Source organism: Janthinobacterium foliorum (assembly GCF_978021625.1).
The window spans coordinates 198,267-216,318 of sequence record NZ_CDXDQE010000013.1; the positions used below are offsets into that span (position 1 = coordinate 198,267).

Consider the following 18,052-nt stretch of genomic DNA (forward strand, 5'->3'; position numbering starts at 1 on the left):
AAAAAGCGGCCCGCAGGCCGCTTTCTCTTTGTCATCTTACTGCGGCCAGATTGCCTGCAGCACGGCTGCCAGGTGATAGCCCGCCTCGATCAATTGCTGCTTCGCCAGCGCCGAGCTGGGCACGGGATAATTGTCCGGCACCGTCAAGGCCCAGACCTTGTACACATCGCCCTTGCGGCTGGTCTGCTGGGTGGCCGGTCCCGCCACCACATCCGTGAAGGCAAGCTTCGAAGCCGCCAGCGAGGCATCGGCCCATTGATACGGCCACGTGACGGGGTCCCCGCTGTTGCCGTTTACCTCAGGCGCGCTGGCGATCACGGTCTTGGCGAACTGCTGCGGCGTGCGCGTGCTCAGGCGGCGCATGGCGTAGTCGACCACGGTCGTATCCCAGTAGGAATGCAAGGGCTTGGTGGGCGACTTCGGATACGCCGGCGCCCTGGCCACTCCTTCCTCCGTCGGCAGCGCAGCAGGAATCACGGCGTCCGACAAGGCCGTCATCTTCGCATCGTCGAGCAGCAGGTCGTTGCCGCCACGCGCATTGAAAATGCTGACGTCGTCGATCTGCGCCTGCGTGGCGGGCACGAAGAACTGTCCATCCTTGCCGACAAAGGCATTGCCCACATGCAGCGGCTGGTGGATATCGCCCACCAGGTGCGTGATCAGGATCAAGGCTTCGCGCTGGCTGAAGCCGTGCGGATTGCCGGCCGCATCAGCATTGCCCTGCAACACCAGGATCGCCTGCTTGAGCGTTTGCACGATATCGTCGTCGGCCGTGCCCACGCCATGGTCGTGGTAATGCGCGCTCTGGAACGGCACGTTCGTGTAATGGTATTCGCCATGCTTCGGATTGGCCGCCACATAGGTCAGCATTTCAGGCGATTGCGGACCGCAATACGTGCCCTTCACGCAATCGGGCCAGTTGGCGATCTTTTCCAGGCTTTCGCCGGGCAGCAGCAGCTTGTCGATACGCGCCTGGGCAGCGCTGCCCTTGAGCAATTGATCGGCGATGGCACCGACGGCGCGGTGACCGTCATTGCCCCAGGCCAGCGCATTGCCGGAAGCAAAAGCGGTGCCCAGCGCCAGCACGCCCAACAGTTTTTTCATCGATGTACTCACCCTTACTCCTTGCCTTGCGGCGTGGCTTTCGCCGGCTTCGGATACTGCTTGTTGATGTCGATCGGCTGCGCGTACGCGGAGCTCCACGTCTGTTCATGCAAGGCTGCGATACGCTGCGCCATGGCATCGTTGCGCAGCACCACTTCCAGGTTGCGCGACAGGTCGAAATAGCCGCCAGCCCAGTTGCTCGTGCCGACCCAGGCCAGCTTGCCGTCGATGCTCATGGTCTTGCTGTGGATCACGCGCGCGAAGGGAATGAAGCCCGTCGATGCCGCTGGCAAGGTGACGATGCGGATTTCCACGTTCGGCACCAGGGCCAGGCTTTTCAGGTAGGCAATGGCGGGCGCTTCCGTGTTCCAGGCGGACACCATCAGCTTGATTTTCACGCCGCGCTGGGCCGCTGCGCGCACGGCGTTGTCGATCACGGCGTAGTACGGACGCGTGCGGTTCGGGCCATACGACAGGGGGGCGTAATCGAGCAGCTGGATGCGCACCTCGCTTTGCGCTTGCGCCAGCAAGGCGGGCAAGCCCGTTTCCGAGTCGCCCACGCCGGCAGGATTGTAGGCATTCGGGCTGGCCAGCAGGAAGGCGTTTTGCGCATAATTGGCCGGCACCACTTTGCTGTTGAGCACCGTGGCGCGGCTGCCTTGCGACGTCAGCGCCTGCGCTTGCCAATCCTGCTCGAAGATGGCCTGCACCTGGCTGACCATGGCGGGTTCCGTGATCTTCAAACCCGTCTCATGGATGTGCTCGAAAGAGCGCCAGTCGAAATTCTGGCTGCCGATATACGCCGCCTGGCCATCGACGGCCAGGTATTTCGCGTGCACGATGCCGTTGCCCGTGACTTTATTGAAATCGATGAGGCGCAAGTCCAGGTTCGGTATGGCCTTGATCTGGGCGATGGTGGACGCTTCCGACAGGCCCACGCCCTTCTGGTCCAGCAGGAAGCGGATTTTTACGCCGCGCTGGCCGGCCGCCGTCAGGCTGGCCAGCACTTTTTCAAAGGCCGTGCCCGGTTTGCTGACGGCATAGAACTGGGCGATGACGATCTCTTTTTTTGCCGCATCGAACAGCTCCGTCCACACGGCAACAGGCTCGCGCAGGTCGGGATTGGTCAAGGTGGTTTCCACGGGCGAGGTGTGCACCAGCTCGTAGCCGGGAATCGTGAAGTCGGCGTGGGCGCTGCCCGCGAACAGGCTGGAGAGAAGAACGGAAACAAATAAACGACGCATGGTTTTTCCTTGTAAAAATTATTTGACGCGCACGATGCGGCCGGCGGACGTAGCACTGCCGGCCGGCTTGCCGGCACGCGCGCGGGCGATCAGGTAATCGCTGAAGGCATCGATGTCGCGCACGCCCGTGTCCAGGCGGCGCGTGCCGGCTGCCAGCACGGTGAAGCGGTCGCCGCCACCGGCCAGGAAACTGTTGGCGGCGACACGGTATTGTTGATTATCTTCAATGGCCTTGCCATTGAGCATGATGCTATCCGGCAGCACGCGCTGGCCTTGTGGCCGCGTGCTGTCCCAGCGATAAGCAAAGCCTTCGGAGACCTGCAGCAGATTGCCCTCTTCCGCTGCTTCACCCGGCCATTGCTGCTCGAGCAAGGTGCGGATCTGCGCGCCAGACAGGCTGACGACGATCAGGGTATTACCAAATGGCACCACGGCCTGGTTCTGGCCCACGTTCGTCATGAGGTCGGCGCCCGCCTCCAGGTCCTTGCGGATGCCGCCATTGTTCATCAGGCCGATTTGCGCACCGGCGGCGCGCGCGCCGAACAGGGTGCTGTCGGCCACCAGGTCGCCCAGCGGGGAGGCGCCGCTGCCCTTGGTGCTGCGCCCCACATTGGGCACGGCGATGACGGCCACCGGACGCGACAATTCGGCCGCGCTGCGCTGCTTCACGGATTCCAGGTAGGCAGCCACGGCCGGGTCCGGTTCATACTGGCCCGGCAGCATGACGACGTTGCGCGCGCTGGCATCCATCACGGCATGCTTGACGGGATCGACCTTGAGCTTGATGCGCGTCAGCATGTGCCCGCCCATCTGTGCCTGCGTTACCAGGCGGCCATCGACACGGCACAGATAGCCCTGGTGCGAGTGGCCGCTGATGACCAATTGAATGGCCGGATCGAGGCGTTTCACCACGTCGACCACTTCGCCTTTCAGATGGCTGCAATCGGGCTGGTCGACGGCTTCCTTGGTCTCGCCGCCCTGGTGCAGCAGCACGACGAACACGCCCACGCCCTGCGCGCGCAATTGCGGCAAGGTGGCGTTGATGGCGTCGGCTTCATCGCCGAACTGCAGGCCGGCGATGCCGGCGGCCGTCACCACGGACGGCGTATCTTTCAGCACGGCGCCGATCAGGCCCACCTTGACGCCATGCGCTTCTTCGATGCGGTAGGCCGGCAGCAGGGACTTGCCCGTCTGCGTGTCGACCACGTTGGCCGCCAGATAGGCATAGCTGGCGCCCTTGAAGTCGGGGCTGAATTTGCACGCCTTGTCGGCGCGCGAGGACTCGCAGCCGCCGCGCTGCTGGCGCAGCAATTCCGCCTTGCCCTGGTCAAATTCATGGTTGCCGACGGAACTGGCCTTCATGCCCAGCATGTTCATGGCCACGATGCTCGGCTCGTCCGCCCACAGGGCCGACATGGCGGGGCTGGCGCCGACCAGGTCGCCATTGCCGACAAAAATCAATTGCGCGTCTTCCTTGCGCCAGGCCGCCAAGGCGCCGGACAAGGTATCGATGCCGCCCGCCTGCACTGTCTGGCGCACCGGGTCGGTGACGCTGGTGTAGCTGAATTTGCTGCGGTCGAGATTGCCGTGAAAATCGTTCAGGGCAACCAGGTTCACTTCAATCGGGCCGCTGCGTGCAGCCTGTGGCGCGGCAGCGAAATGGCTGCAGCCGGACAGGGTCAGGATCAGGGCCGCGCTGGCGACCGGAGTGCGTAGGAAGTGAGCCATGGAATCAATATGTAAAAAAGAGAAAGGGTAAACCATCTTGCCTATAAAAAAAACGGCTGGTGTCGCCACCAGCCGTTTTTTAGTTTGCCAAGCTACGAAGCAATTACGAGATTAGAACTCGTACTTGACCGTCGCTTGCAGTGCCCATTGCGACTCGCCTTTGGCTTGACGCGTTTCCAGGCTTTCCACCACAGGGCGGGTGTTGTAAACGTACTTGCCGTTTTCCATACCCACGTAGTCCACGAAGCTGCGCACTTGACCGCCGGCCGATTGGAAGGCCACTTCATTGATACGGCCCCATTTGCGGTTGATCATGTTACCGACGTTCAGGATGTCGAAGGTGAAGATACCTTTGTTACCCTTGAAGAAGCCCGGCACTTCCTGGCTCAGACGCACGTCGAAGCTGTTGGTCCATGGTGCAAAGCTTTCGTTACGGCCAATCACGCCGCCCTTGGCTTTGCGCAGGTCGCCATTCGCGTTGACAACTTTCCAGAACGCTGCCTCGTTGGCAGCCTTTGCCGCTGCCGTGGCGCCAGCGAAGACCACTTCGCCCGAACCTGGTGCGCTAGGAATGTACATCAAGTCATTGCCGGCCAGACCATCACCGTTCAAGTCATTGTTGATGGTCCAGCTGTATGGCTTGCCGCTACGGCCTTCATAGAACAGACCGAACGTGGTCTTGTATTCGCCGAAGAAGCGTTTTTGCCAGTTGACGTTAGCCGTAAAGCGGTCCTTGACCATGTAGTTCGAGTTCGACGCGACGTTTTCGTTCGGATTGAAGATAGCACGGCCACCCCAGTTCGAGCTCGACGTCGACGACGTCAGCGGCGACACTTCCGTGGCATCGCTGTAGGTGTACGACGAACCCCACGACAGGCCTTCGCGCAGCGGGCTACGCAGCGACAGGGTCAGCACGTTCGAAGCGCCTTTGTCGGTGTTCGTTGCCATCAGCACCTGGCCAAATTTCTCGTTGGAACCCGCTTTGGTCAAGGCGCTGCAAGAAGCACCACCAATCAAGCTGCCCGTGGCATTCCAGCACGTCGATTTATACGCATTTTCGCCATAGTAAAGGGGACGGCCATCGCTACCAAAATTGGTCGGGGCACCCATGTTCAGCTCTTGGTAGTAAATCGAGTTCTTCGTTTGCAGACGCAGGTACTCAGCGCCAACAATCAGACCCATCCATGGCAACTCGTGTTCGAAGGCCAAGTTGGCTTTCCATACGGAAGGTTGTGCCAGGCTTGGGCTCAGCAGATCGACCTTCATTGCCGGAATAACAGGGCCAATGCTGGTCGGCTGCTTGGTCGGATCAGGATTGAAGAAACCATCCGTGTTCAGGCAAGTACCAGCCGAAGACGAGCAGGTAATGTTTTGCATGACCATGCCGGTATTCTGGTAAGGATTACCCAGCCAGACACTGGCTGCCGCGCCCTGGAACAAGCCGAAGCCGCCGCGCAGTTGCGTCGGACGCGCCGAATCAAACTTGTAGTTGAAGCCGACGCGCGGCTGGTACAGGTTTTCGCCATCGATGGTGCGCGAATTGTCGACACCGAAACCGCCGGTTTGACGACCGTACTGCGTGGTGCGCGCCACCATAGGCAAGGCTGCGGTTGGATTGTAAATCGGCTTTTCACCGATGCGCGTGCCATCGATACGCAAGCCGGCGCTGATGGTCAGCTGCTTGCTGACATCCCAGGTATCTTGCACGAACAGGCCGATGTTTTTCAGCGAGAACGTAGCGGTAGCGTCGGCCAGCGAACGCCCTGGCTGTGGCGTCTGGTAGCTGTACGAGCTTGGACGGCCACGGCTGAAGTTTTCCAGCACGGCTTGCTGTTGCAACGCTGCAGCGGCTCCCGTACAGTTGAATGTGTATTTATTCGTAGTACCAATATCCGGCTTCAGGAACGAGTACTCCACGTTGTTGATACAACCAAACGTGTAGTTACCGTTAACGTTTTGCAAAAATGCATTGTAGACATCGTTCTTGCTGTAGTCGGTGCCGAACTTGACTTCATGATCGCCCAGCGCCCACGTACCGGCAGCGTAGAAATCCTTGGTCTTCGTGCCAAGCACGTTCATTTGACGGCTTTGCTCGGTACCGAAGTTCAGGAAACGGTTACCGGTAGCCAGGCCAGCTGGCGCGCCCGCAGGCAAGGCCCCCGTGAACTGGATGCCCATGGATGGCAAGTAAGAATTGTTTTTCGGCACGCTGTCATATTCGCGCGACGACACTTTCACTTCGGTCGAGAACGTTGGCGTCCACTCGGCCGTCCATTGGCCAACCAGGGTTTCCAGGCTCTTTTCCTGGTTGTACCAGTACGAGCTCAACGACAAACCCGTCGGCGAGAAGCCCGTGTAGATTGGCTCGGACTGTTCGGTCTTAGCGTAACGCAACATCATGCGTTGCGTGTCGGTCAAATTCCAGTCCAGTTTCAGCAGCTTTTCCTTGGCCGTGAATTCCGAACCGCTAGGAATGGCCGAGCTGCCGATATCGATACCATATTTATCTTTGGCAATGGCGATGGCGCCATCGATGGCCGATTGGGTGATCGCCACGTTGGTCTGCGCGCTGCCGATCGGACCGAAGGCTGGCGCGCCGCGCGAGCTCTTGGTTTCTTCGTAGTTGGCAAACAAGAACAGTTTGTCTTCGATCAGCGGGCCGCCCAGGGTGATGCCCTTGGTGGTGTCTTTCGATTTTGGTGGCGCGTAGTATTCGCCGGTCGTGTCGTTGTAGCGGTCGCCAGCAGTGGTGTCATTGCGGAAAACATAGTAAACGCTGCCCTTGACCTTGTTGGTGCCGGACTTGGTCACGGCGTTGATGTTGGCGCCAGTGTAGCCTTTTTGCGTGACGTCATAGTTGGCGACGTTCACTTGCACGGACTGGATCGCTTCGATCGAAATCGGTTGCTTGCCGGTCGCGGTACCGGATGCTTCCAGACCGAAGGTATCGTTCACGGCTACGCCGTCAATCGTCATCGAGTTGTAGCGCGAGTTCTGGCCGGCAACGGAAATTTCGCCGCGTTCCTTGTCGGTTTGCGACAGGCGCGGGTCGGCACGGGCGTAATCTTGCAGGCTGCGCGAAATCGACGCCTGGGTTGCCAGCTCGGTTGGGCTGATATTGGTACCGGCGCCCATGTTGTTGCGGTTAAATACCTGATTGCGGATGGCATTGGTGCTGACGTTCACCACTTGCATCTGCGCGCCCAAGGTGGCGTCGACGCTGGCCGTTTCCGCCAGTTGGATGAACACGCCTTCGCGTTTTTCCACTTGACCATTTTTGGTGATGGTGATCGTGTAAGGACCGCCTGCGCGCAAGCCACGTGCAACATAACGGCCTTCGGCATCGGTGGTGACGTTGCTGGCCGAACCAGACTCAACGTGAACGATATTGACTTGTGCGCCAGCTGCAGGCTTGCCGTCATTGGCCGAGATACGTCCACTGATGGCGGACGTGGTGTTCTGTGCGAACGATGGTGCCGCCGCCAGTGCAATAGACAGGCTTAACGCGATTTGCGTTAGCCGAAGTCGCTTGTGATTGATCATCTTTAACCCCAGAAAAGACTATTATTTTTTGAAAATCCTGGATTGCCTCACTGCCCGGCTGCGCCGCACAGCAACACAAACACAACATTTCCTCTTTACGATGCTGCAACTGTTACGCCGGCTGGACTGGCTGCGGTCCTGACAAAGACCTTCACAAACGCCTTTCCACACATCACCGCCATGGAACATTCAAGCAATGACGACAGAAAACAATGTTTCCTGTCTGTACAACCCAGGGCGCTAGCACCTGTGTCATTCACCCGACATGCTGAACCGGCCAACATGGCAAGCCGCGAGTGTAATTGTTAAATATTTCAAGACTGTGACACGGCGGCAAGATACGGAGGAATGTCGTCATTTGGCTACGCGACTGTTTGTTTCACTCTGCATCTCACCGTTATTTACTGCTAATACCCATCTTCATACGCTATCCGCCATACGAATTGTGACTTTTTAACATCACGCTCATCCCACTATGCATCATCAAAAAATGGATGACAAATACGTTTTTTTTTACATATTTATATATTTAAAATATAAATAGCGTGGGGAACCGGCTGGATGAATATCGTGCTGACAGCGTCCGGGCTTATGGCGCGAGATTATAAATGAGCAATATGTCCTTGAATTTGATTCATCCATCAAATTGCGCAAAGTCGCGCATCTGTCGTTAATTGTGTCGCATGGCTGCCACAAAATTAACAGAAAAACAGCATGGAAATTGGGGGGAGAAAAAGAAACGGCCGGAGAACCCGGCCGTTATGGAAGTATCAGTTTCGACAACGCTGAGACTTACGGTTTGCTTCTTTTTCCCGCCTTGTCGGCGGCAGCGATCTGTGCCTCAAAGCGGGCAAAACGCGCATCGAGTGCTTTCAACAAACGTTGTTTATCTGCCTCAGCCAGGAAGGAATAGCGCAGGCTGTTATACGACAGCTTTTTCAATTCCGCATAATCGGTCTTGTACTGGCTGGCAAACAGCACGTATTCGTTCGACAAGGTATTGCGCGACACGCCCGCATCGTCCGTCGAGATGACGAATGGCACGCCGTACTTGCGATACAATGTGATCGGATGGGCCTGGCCTTTGATGCCGAGGATGTAATCATTGCTGGTCAGGTTCACTTCCACGGGAATGCCCCGCTCGCGCATCTTTTCCATGGTGGCCAGCGCCTTGTGTTCATAGGCGATATCCATGCCGTGGCCGATACGGTCGGCACCGGCCACATCGACGGCTTCGGCGATGTGGAAGGCCATGCCTTCCGGCGGCACCATGCCCAGCGCCAGTTCGCCCGCGTGCAGGGCAATCTTGACGTTCGGATATTTCGCCTTCAGGAATTTGAACATTTCCATGTGCAGGCTGTAATCGCGCATGGAGACATTCACGCTTTCCTGGCCCACGATGTTGACGCCCACCACCAGCGGATTCAGGCTGGCCGCCTTGAACGCCGCCACCATCGAGGAAAACACTTGCGATGGCGACAGGAAGCGCAGCACATACGCCTGGTAGCGCATGGTGAAGTTGGCGTCGTCGATGCCGGCGCTGCTGCTGTTCACGTTGTCGTTATAAGCGGTGATGCTTTTCTGGAAGCTGGCATCCTGCTCCAGGCTGCCCGTCCAGTTGGCCAGCAGGGCTTGCAAGGCGGCCGGCTGCAAGCCTGGCGCCAGCACTTGCTGGTCGAACTGCGTGTTTTGCACGAATGGCGACAGTTCGAAAATCGTTTCGATATAGCTCAGGTTTTCCGCGATGGCGCGCTGCTTGAGGGTTTTCAGGCCATCGGCCGTGTTGGTCGAGGCGACGGGGCCGAAGTAGCCGAAGGTATCGAAGAAGGTACGATCCGGCGGCGTCTGGATGGCGCCGTGGTTATAGAAATCCTTGGTCGACCAGCGCTGCAGCAATTCCGCGTACAGGCCCGCATCGGCAAACACTTCCGTGGACGACAGGCAGGCGCGCTGTGCGGCCGGCTTGGCGCGCTCGGCCGCCACGACATCCTTGTTGCTTTCGATGCGGTAGGTCGTCTTGTTGACGCAATAGTTTTCCTTGTCGACCCAGTCGAGGAATTGCTCTGCGTAGATGGCGCCCGAGTAATGATGATGCAAGTCACCGCCCTTGGGCATCATGGAAAAGAACAGACTCAGCTCGGCAGTCCTGGGCTGGGCGCCCGCAACCAACGCGGCAAAATGGCGCGCGGTGGCCGCTTCATTCGACGATGGGCTGGCGGCATGGGCCGTTCCGGCCAGTGTCAGCGCGGCGCCAAGCGCCAGGCCGGTGAGTTTCTTTTGCATTCGCGTTCTCGCTCAGGGTGATTCATGTTAAACAACGGGAAGGTCAGCCCCCCGCACATGCACGCAGCGTCCGCCCGAATAGGTGGCGGCCACGGCACGGTCGTCGCCCAGCAAAGCAAAGGCAAACAGCAATTCCTCAAGGCTGTGACAGCCCGCCGTGCGGCGCGCCAGCAGCGGTGTCGACTTCTTGTCGAGCACGATAAAGTCCGCTTCCGTGCCAGCCGTGAAATTGCCCAGGACGCCTTCCAGTTGCATGGCCCGCGCGGCACCCAACGTGGCTAGGTAAAACATGCGCAAGGCGGGCAGGTAGCTGCCTTTCAAGCGTGCTACTTTATAGGCTTCGTTCATGGTTTGCAACATCGAGAACGAAGTGCCGCCCCCCACGTCGGTGGCCAGCGAGATCAGCACTTGCGCCGCATCGGCCCGCTCAAAATCGAATAGTCCGCTGCCAAGGAAGAGATTCGACGTCGGGCAGATGGCCGCCGCAGAGGCGGTCTCCGCCATGCGTGCGCGGTCGCGCTCGTCGAGCCAGATGCAGTGGCCAAACATGGCACGGGGACGCAGCATGCCGTACTGGTCATACACGTCGAGGTAGCTGCGCGCCTGCGGGTGCAGTTCACGCACCCAGCGACATTCATCCGCATTTTCCGATACGTGCGTCTGCAGATACGTATCCGGATAGGCGCGCGCCAGCTCGCCCGCCAGGTGCATCTGTTCATTCGTTGAGGTGGGCACGAAGCGGGGCGTGATCGCATACAGCGAACGGCCGTGCTTGTGCCAGCGCCGGATCAGTTCTTCGCTGTCGCGCGCCCCCGACTCGGCCGTATCGCGCAGGAATTCAGGGCAGTTGCGGTCCATCATGACCTTGCCCGCCACCATGCGCAAGCCGCGCGCCTCGCTGGCGCCAAAGAAGGCATCGACCGATTGCGGATGCACGCTGCCATATACCATGGCCGTGGTGGTGCCGCAGCGCAGCAGTTCATCGAGGAAGAATTCGGCCACGTTGCGCGCGTGGACGGGATCCTCAAACGCGCGCTCCGTGGGAAAGGTATACGTTTCCAGCCACGGCAGCAAACCGGGTGCGGGCGAAGCGATCATTTCCGTCTGCGGGAAATGCAGGTGCGTATCGATAAAGCCGGGCACGATCAGCTTGCCGCTGTAATCAACGACCTCCGTTACTGGAGGCAAAGTCGGCAGCAGCTGCGCATAATCGCCGGCCGCCACGACCTGGCCATCGGCAACGATCAGCAAGCCATCCGCATGCCAGGCGTGCGCCTGCTCGCTGAAAGCAGGATCGGCGTGGAAGTGCAGCAAGCTGGCACGGTAAGCTTGCAATGTGGCGGGAACTATCGGCATGACTTCTTTCTATAAGGGATGAATGGCCGCGCGGCTCTTGCGGCGCGGCGGCGCACTGGCAGATACCAGCCGCAGCGGTGCGGCCAGGGCCGCGCTGGCGGCTTCCTCCCACACCATGAGTAATTGACAGGCAACAGAGGCGGCAATCACGGCCGGCACCTTGCTGCGGATGCCGGGCATGCCGATCGGACACACCATGGCGGCGATACGCTCGTCCGGCACGCCGCGCGCCTGCAGCCGGTGCTCGAACTGCTTGCGCTTGGTTTGCGAACCGATCAAGCCAAACCAGCCCGCATCCTCGCGCCCCATGATGGCTTCCGTCAAGCGCTGATCCAGCGCATGGCTGTGCGTCATGACGAGGAAACTGCCACCCGGCGGCGCCATGGCGACAAACTCTTCGGGGGTGTCCGTGGCGGCGATGCGCACATTATCGGGCATGTGGGCGAGAAACATGTCTTCGCGTTCATCGACCCAGGTCACATTGCAGGGCAAATGGGCCAGCGCCCGCACGATGGCGGCGCCCACGTGACCGGCGCCAAACAGGGTCAGGTGGGCGCGCGGCGCCAGGCAGGGGTCGACCAGCCAGCGCCGTCCGTCCATGCCTTGCGCCACATGCGTGCCACGTTCGCGTGAAAACGTATCGGGCGCCTGTTCCCCCGTGCCGGCGACCAGCTTGCCCGCCGCATCGAACAGCACCGAGGCGGCACCGCCATCGAGCGCCGTCAGCCGCCAGCTGTCTTGCTGACGGCGTTCGCGCAAGGCGGACAGCACCGCCGTCAGGCTGGCATCGACGGGTTCGAACGCCAGGTGCACGACACCGCCGCAGCATTGGCCCAGGCTGGGGCCCAAGGCAAAGCGCTCCAGGCGCGCCTGGGTATTGCCCGTGACCAGCATGGTCTTGGCAATTTCCACGGCGCGCAATTCAAGGTGGCCGCCACCGATGGTGTCAACCTGGCCGAGCGTGGTGACGCGCATCTTGGCCCCCGCCTCGCGCGGCCCGGAGCCTTCCACCAGCGCAACCGTCACCAGCACGGAAGCCTGCCTGTCGTCGTCCATCGCTGTCAGCCAGTCGCTCATCATATTCTCCTATGCGACCGCAGCCGCCGCTTGCACGGCCATCACCGCCTTGAGGATTTCCTCGCTGGTGGCGGGTGCGTTCAGCGGCGGCTGCACGGCATGGCTGCCAACGCTGGAAATGGCGTCTCGAATGGCGAAGAAGACGGAAAACGGCAACAGCAACGGCGGCTCGCCCACGGCTTTCGAGCGGTGGATGCTGTCCTCCACATTACGGTTCCGGAACAACTTGACGCGAAAATCTTCCGGGCAATCGGAGATGCCGGGAATTTTGTACGTCGAGGGCGCATGCGTCATCAGCTTGCCCGCGGCGTTCCACCACAGCTGTTCCGTCGTCAGCCAGCCCATGCCCTGGATAAACGCGCCTTCCACCTGGCCCAGGTCGATGGCGGGATTGAGCGACTGGCCCGCATCGTACAAGGCATCGGCGCGCAGCAGCTTCCATTCGCCCGTCAGGGTATCGACCACCACTTCGGCCACGGCCGCGCCATACGCGTAATACGAAAACGGATGGCCCGTCATCGTCTTCGCATCCCATGACAAACCGGGCGTGGCATAAAAACCGTCCGACCATAGTTGCACGCGCGCCAAATACGCCTTTTGCACCAGCTCGGCAAACGGCACGACATGGCCATGCACGTGGATATGGTTGTTAACGAAGCGCACGGAGCCGTCCTCGCCGCCGTACAGTTTGACCGCATAAGCGGCCAGGCGTTCACGGATCTGCCGCGCCGCATCCTGCGCCGCCTTGCCGTTCAGGTCGGCGCCCGTGGAGGCCGCCGTGGCCGAGGTATTCGCCACCTTGCTGGTGTCCGTGGCCGTGGCGCGCACGCTGTCCAGGTCCAGGCCCAGTTCGTGCGCCACCACCTGCATCACCTTGGTATTGATGCCTTGCCCCATTTCCGTGCCGCCATGGTTGACCAGCACGGAGCCATCCACGTACACGTGCACGAGCGCGCCGGCCTGGTTCAGATGCGTGACGTTGAAGGCGATGCCAAATTTTAATGGCGTAAACGCCAAGCCCTTCTTCAGGACAGGGCTGGCCTCGTTGTAGGCATCGATGGCGCGGCGGCGCGCGCGGTAGTCGCTGCTCTCTTCCAGTTCGGCAACGAGTTCGTGGATCACGTTGTCGACGATCTTCTGCCCGTAGGGCGTGACGTTGCGCCCTTCGCCATCGTTGCGGCCATAAAAATTGAGCAGGCGGATATCGAGCGCATCGCGCTGCAGGTGGCGGGCGATTTCATCGATCACGTATTCGATGGCGATGGCGCCCTGCGGCCCGCCAAAGCCACGGAACGCCGTGTTCGACTGCGTATTCGTCTTGCCGCAGGCGGCACGGATATCCACATCGGACAAATAATAGGTGTTGTCGAAATGACAGACGGCGCGCGTGGCGACGGGGCCGGACAGGTCCGCCGAGTACCCGGCGCGCGTGGTCATGTCGACCTTGGCGGCGAGAATCTTGCCATCGGCGTCGTAGCCCACCTCGTACTCATAATAAAAACAGTGGCGCTTGCCCGTCACCAGCATGTCATCGTCGCGGTCGGCGCGCAGCTTCACGGGGCGTTTCAGTTTCGATGCAGCAATGGCCGAGGCCGCCGCCCACAGGGCCGATTGCGACTCCTTGCCGCCAAAGCCGCCGCCCATGCGCCGGCATTCGACAGTGATGTTATGCGAATGCACGCCCAGCGCATGCGCCACCACGTGCTGCATCTCGCTCGGATGCTGGGTCGAACACAGCACCAGCATGCCCTGCGCTTCCTTCGGAATCGCGTAGGAAATCTGCCCTTCCAGATAAAACTGTTCCTGCCCGCCCACATATAACTGGCCCTTGACCACATGCGGCGCCTTCTCGAACGCGGCTTGATAGTCGCCACGCGCCAGGCGCATCGGTGGCAGCACGTACGATTGCGCCGCCTTGGCTGCCTGCGGCGTCATGATCGCCGGCAGCTCTTCATACGTCACGTGCGCCAGGCGCGCGGCGCGGCGCGCGCGGTCGTGCGTATCGGCCACCACGATGAAGATGGGCTGGCCCACGTATTGCACCAAGTCAGAAGCGAGGATGGGATCGTCATGGATGATGGGGCCGCAATCATTGGTGCCGGGAATATCCTGCGCCGTATAGACGGCAACGACGCCAAGAGCGGCGCGCACGGCGGACAGGTCCATGGCCGTGATGCGTGCATGGGGCTTTTGCGACAGGCCCAGGGCCGCGTGCAGGGTGCCCTGCAGTTCCGCAATGTCGTCCGTGTACGTGGCTTGTCCCAGCACATGCAACTGGGCCGATTCATGCGGGCTGGACTTGCCCACGGCGGCCCAGGCGGCCGCTTGCAGTTCGGGCGTGACAGGATGGTTCATGCGGGTCCTTTCAGGCGCGGCAAGCGTAGGCGTTGACGGCGGTGCGCAGCAAGGGCGCGCCGGGGCGAGTTTCCAGCCAGAAGCGGCGCAGCAGGTTTTGCGCCGTCGTCATGCGGTAAGTGTTCGAGGCGCGCATGTCCGACAGCGGCGCGTAATCGTCGGCCAGCAAGCGCATGGCGATAACGAGATTGTCCTCCGTCCAGGCTTGCCCGCGCAGGAACGCTTCCGTCTGCGCCGCCCGCTGCGGCGTGGCCGCCATGCCGCCAAAGGCGATACGCGCATCGACGATGCGTTCGCCGTCCAGCTCAAAGGCAAACGCGGCGCACACGGCCGAGATATCCTGGTCAAAGCGCTTGGCCAGTTTATACGTGCGGAAATGCACGCCGGCACGGGGCAAGGGCACGCGCACGGCTTCGACGAATTCGCCGGGCTGCAGATCTTTTTTTTGGTAGCCCAGGTAGAAGTTTTCCAAGGGCATGCTGCGCTGACCGGCAGGGCCGCGCAGCACGATCTCGCTGCCCAGTGCGATCAGCCACGGCATCGAGTCGCCGATCGGCGAGCCATTCGCCACATTGCCGCCCAGGGTGCCCGCGTTACGGATCGGCAAGGAAGCGAAGCGCTGCCACAGTTCCGACAGTTCATCGGGATAATGCTGGCACAGCGCGCCATAGGCAGCGTTCAGGCTGGCGCCAGCGCCAATCTGCAGCTTGCCGTCAACAATGGCGATGTTTTTCAGCACGGCGACGTTGCCCAGATAAATGATATCTCCCAGGTCGCGCAATTGTTTGGTGACCCACAGGCCGATGTCGGTGGAACCGGCCAGCAGGCAAGCTTGCGGATATGCCGCGCGCAGCGCCACCAGTTCGTCCAATGTGCGCGGCGCATGGAAGCGCTGGCCGCCATGTTCGTAGCTCAGCAGGCTGCCGCGCTGCAGCGCCTGCAATTGCGTCTGCAAGGCGTCACGGTCAAAGCTTACATGCGGCAATTCGCCCATGCGTTTGGCCGCATCGATGATAGGGCGATAGCCCGTGCAGCGGCACAGGTTGCCCGACAGGGTATCGTCGATTTCGCAGCGCGTGGGGGTCGCGCCATTCTTCTCCAGGTACATGCCCCACAGCGACATGACGAAACCGGGCGTGCAGAAGCCGCACTGGGAACCGTGCCACTCGACCATCGCCTGCTGCACCGGGTGCAGGGCGCCGTCGGGCTGCTGCAAGTCTTCCACGGAAAACAGGGCCTTGCCATCAAGGGTGGGCGTGAGCTGGATGCAGGCGTTGACGGCCTTCATCTCGACCTGGCCATCCACCAGGCTGCCGATGACCACCGTGCAGGCACCGCAGTCGCCTTCGGCGCAGCCTTCCTTGGTGCCCGTGCAATGCAGATCCTCGCGCAGGTGCTGCAACACAGTCTGCGTGGGGGCGGCATTGTGCACTTCCTGCACGGCGCCACGGTAATAAAAGCGAATCGGTTCTGACATGCTGGCCTCGGAATAGTCCCAGTGGAGAAGATTAACACCGGCACACAGGACAACTATATGCAAAGACTGATTTTACTTATCATCCTATATCAATAAACTTATCCCTGGAACGGATGCGTCGCATGCCAGTGCTCGGCGATATCGATGCGGCGCGTGATCCACACCTGTTCGTGGCCCTGTACGTAGTCAAGAAAGCGCGCCAGGGCGGCTGCGCGGCCAGGGCGGCCCACCAGCCGGCAATGCAAGCCCACGGACAGCATCTTCGGCTGGTTCAAGCCATCCGGATCGCCTTCCGCATACAACACATCGAATGCATCCTTCAGATAATCAAAGAACTGCGTGCCCGAATTAAAACCTTGCATGGCGGCAAAACGCATGTCGTTCGTGTCCAGGGTATACGGCACGATCAGCTGCGGCTGCACGGCGCTGGCGCCGGAAGCGTCCGTGCATGCGACCTTTTCCCAGAAGGGCAGGTCGTCGCCATAATAATCGGCGTCGTAGCGGAAACCGCCATGTTCCACCACCAGTTTGCGCGTATTTGGCGAATCGCGCCCGGTGTACCAGCCTTGCGGGGCGGCCCCCGTCAATTCGCGGATGATCTGCACGGCTACACGCATGTGTTCACGTTCCGTCGCCTCATCCATGTTTTGATAGGAAATCCAGCGCAAACCGTGACAGGCGATTTCATGGCCCAGTTCCTGGAACGCGGCCACCGCTTCCGGATTGCGCTTCAAGGCCATCGAGACGCCAAAGACCGTCAATGGCAGGCGCCGTTCCTCGAACATGCGCAGCAAGCGCCACAGCCCCGCGCGCGAACCGTACTCATAAATCGATTCCATGCTCAGGTGGCGGGCGGGAAAAGCGGCGGCGCCGATCATTTCCGATAAAAACGTCTCCGACGCGGGATCGCCATGCAATACGCTGTTTTCAGCGCCCTCTTCGTAATTGAGGACGAATTGCAGCGCAATGCGGGCCTTGCCCGGCCAGTGCGGATGCGGCGGCGTGCGGCCATAGCCGATCAAGTCGCGTGGATAATGGTCGTAATTGCTCATGCGGTGGCTCGCCTATAGGAGGACAATGTGTGTCTATATGCCCAATCATATAGCCCGATGCCGCCATCGGTATATGATTTGCAGGATAAGCACATTCACTCACCCTATATACAGGATAGCAAATGGGAAAACTCAGCACGCACGTACTCGATATCGCCCACGGCAAGCCGGGAGCCGGCGTCAAGGTGGCCCTGTTTTCGGTCGCGCCGGAAGGAAAAGTCTTATTGAAGATGGATATGACCAACAGCGATGGCCGCTGCAGTTCACCCTTGCTGGAAGGCGACAGCATGAAAGCGGGCCAATATGAGCTGGTATTCAATGCCGGTGATTATTTCGCCGCTCAGGGCGTGGAACTGCCCTCGCCCCGCTTCATCGACCTGGTGACCCTGTCCTTCGGCATCGCGCATACGGATGAAAATTACCATGTGCCGCTGGTGGTGTCGCCGTGGTCGTATTCGACGTATCGGGGAAGTTAAGCGACGTTACATGACAAAGGCAGTGCGCAGCGCTGCCTTTTTTTCGCCTGTCGCGGCAGTCGATGCACCGCCGGGGTCAGATCCTGACAGGCGGGGTCAGCCCCCCCTCGCCCGTTGGCGATGACTTTGACGTTGGCACGCGGGTCTGACCCCGGCCTTCCGGCGGGGGACATCCCGCTCACGCAGTGACTGCCCCCCGCCTTTGCCTGGGGGCCGCATCACGAAAGCAGCAGACGAAAAAAAACCCGTCAATTGCTTGACGGGTTTTTCTCTTACTGCGAATAACAAGCCTGACGATAACCTACTTTCACACTGGTTGCAGCACTATCATCGGCGCAAAGTTGTTTCACGGTCCTG

11 protein-coding genes are annotated in these 18,052 nt (G+C 60.3%); 1 reads left to right on the forward strand and 10 read right to left on the reverse strand.

What is annotated here, in order from left to right; all coding sequences use genetic code 11:
* Positions 1 to 36: 36 nt before the first annotated feature.
* The 10 genes from ACZ92H_RS23500 to puuE form a co-directional block, all read right to left on the reverse strand.
* Positions 37 to 1,104: a S1/P1 nuclease gene (locus tag ACZ92H_RS23500; RefSeq protein ID WP_465051209.1), complete on the reverse strand. Its 1,068-nt coding sequence runs from the start codon at positions 1,102 to 1,104 to the stop codon at positions 37 to 39.
* A 14-nt stretch (positions 1,105 to 1,118) separates the two neighbouring features.
* Positions 1,119 to 2,348 carry a phospholipase D-like domain-containing protein gene (locus tag ACZ92H_RS23505; protein ID WP_465051210.1) on the reverse strand — a complete coding sequence of 410 codons (1,230 nt, stop codon included), beginning with the start codon at positions 2,346 to 2,348 and terminating at the stop codon, positions 1,119 to 1,121.
* Positions 2,349 to 2,366: 18 nt separating this feature from the next.
* Positions 2,367 to 4,076, reverse strand: coding sequence for a bifunctional metallophosphatase/5'-nucleotidase (locus tag ACZ92H_RS23510; RefSeq protein WP_465051211.1), 1,710 nt, complete (start codon positions 4,074 to 4,076; stop codon positions 2,367 to 2,369).
* Positions 4,077 to 4,187: 111 nt separating this feature from the next.
* A complete protein-coding gene (locus ACZ92H_RS23515; RefSeq protein ID WP_465051212.1) occupies positions 4,188 to 7,619 on the reverse strand; it encodes a TonB-dependent receptor in 3,432 nt (1,143 codons plus the stop codon).
* A 792-nt stretch (positions 7,620 to 8,411) separates the two neighbouring features.
* The gene (locus ACZ92H_RS23520) at positions 8,412 to 9,902 is read right to left on the reverse strand and encodes an adenosine deaminase family protein (protein WP_465051213.1); all 1,491 of its coding nucleotides are present in this window, start codon (positions 9,900 to 9,902) and stop codon (positions 8,412 to 8,414) included.
* Positions 9,903 to 9,929: 27 nt separating this feature from the next.
* Positions 9,930 to 11,258 carry a guanine deaminase gene (guaD, locus tag ACZ92H_RS23525; protein WP_465051214.1) on the reverse strand — a complete coding sequence of 443 codons (1,329 nt, stop codon included), beginning with the start codon at positions 11,256 to 11,258 and terminating at the stop codon, positions 9,930 to 9,932.
* 9 nt (positions 11,259 to 11,267) lie between these two features.
* A complete protein-coding gene (xdhC, locus tag ACZ92H_RS23530) occupies positions 11,268 to 12,335 on the reverse strand; it encodes a xanthine dehydrogenase accessory protein XdhC (RefSeq protein ID WP_465051215.1) in 1,068 nt (355 codons plus the stop codon).
* Between the two features lie 9 nt (positions 12,336 to 12,344).
* Positions 12,345 to 14,690: a xanthine dehydrogenase molybdopterin binding subunit gene (xdhB, locus tag ACZ92H_RS23535; protein ID WP_465051216.1), complete on the reverse strand. Its 2,346-nt coding sequence runs from the start codon at positions 14,688 to 14,690 to the stop codon at positions 12,345 to 12,347.
* Positions 14,691 to 14,700: 10 nt separating this feature from the next.
* Entirely contained in the window at positions 14,701 to 16,167 is a 1,467-nt protein-coding gene (xdhA, locus tag ACZ92H_RS23540; protein WP_465051217.1) for a xanthine dehydrogenase small subunit, read from the reverse strand.
* Positions 16,168 to 16,265: 98 nt separating this feature from the next.
* Entirely contained in the window at positions 16,266 to 17,219 is a 954-nt protein-coding gene (gene puuE, locus ACZ92H_RS23545; RefSeq protein WP_465051218.1) for an allantoinase PuuE, read from the reverse strand.
* A 122-nt stretch (positions 17,220 to 17,341) separates the two neighbouring features.
* Here puuE and uraH point away from each other — a divergent pair, with 122 nt between their 5' ends.
* Complete coding sequence (gene uraH, locus ACZ92H_RS23550) at positions 17,342 to 17,695, forward strand: hydroxyisourate hydrolase (RefSeq protein ID WP_072454221.1); 354 nt, start codon at positions 17,342 to 17,344, stop codon at positions 17,693 to 17,695.
* The last annotated feature ends 357 nt before the right edge of the window (positions 17,696 to 18,052 follow it).

Bases quoted from the DNA above. Each gene is read 5' to 3' on its own strand.
- ACZ92H_RS23500 (WP_465051209.1), bottom strand. From the start codon at position 1,104: ATGAAAAAACTGTTGGGCGTGCTGGCGCTGGGCACCGCTTTTGCTTCC.
- ACZ92H_RS23505 (WP_465051210.1), bottom strand. From the start codon at position 2,348: ATGCGTCGTTTATTTGTTTCCGTTCTTCTCTCCAGCCTGTTCGCGGGC.
- ACZ92H_RS23510 (WP_465051211.1), bottom strand. From the start codon at position 4,076: ATGGCTCACTTCCTACGCACTCCGGTCGCCAGCGCGGCCCTGATCCTG.
- ACZ92H_RS23515 (WP_465051212.1), bottom strand. From the start codon at position 7,619: ATGATCAATCACAAGCGACTTCGGCTAACGCAAATCGCGTTAAGCCTG.
- ACZ92H_RS23520 (WP_465051213.1), bottom strand. From the start codon at position 9,902: ATGCAAAAGAAACTCACCGGCCTGGCGCTTGGCGCCGCGCTGACACTG.
- guaD (WP_465051214.1), bottom strand. From the start codon at position 11,258: ATGCCGATAGTTCCCGCCACATTGCAAGCTTACCGTGCCAGCTTGCTG.
- xdhC (WP_465051215.1), bottom strand. From the start codon at position 12,335: ATGAGCGACTGGCTGACAGCGATGGACGACGACAGGCAGGCTTCCGTG.
- xdhB (WP_465051216.1), bottom strand. From the start codon at position 14,690: ATGAACCATCCTGTCACGCCCGAACTGCAAGCGGCCGCCTGGGCCGCC.
- xdhA (WP_465051217.1), bottom strand. From the start codon at position 16,167: ATGTCAGAACCGATTCGCTTTTATTACCGTGGCGCCGTGCAGGAAGTG.
- puuE (WP_465051218.1), bottom strand. From the start codon at position 17,219: ATGAGCAATTACGACCATTATCCACGCGACTTGATCGGCTATGGCCGC.
- uraH (WP_072454221.1), top strand. From the start codon at position 17,342: ATGGGAAAACTCAGCACGCACGTACTCGATATCGCCCACGGCAAGCCG.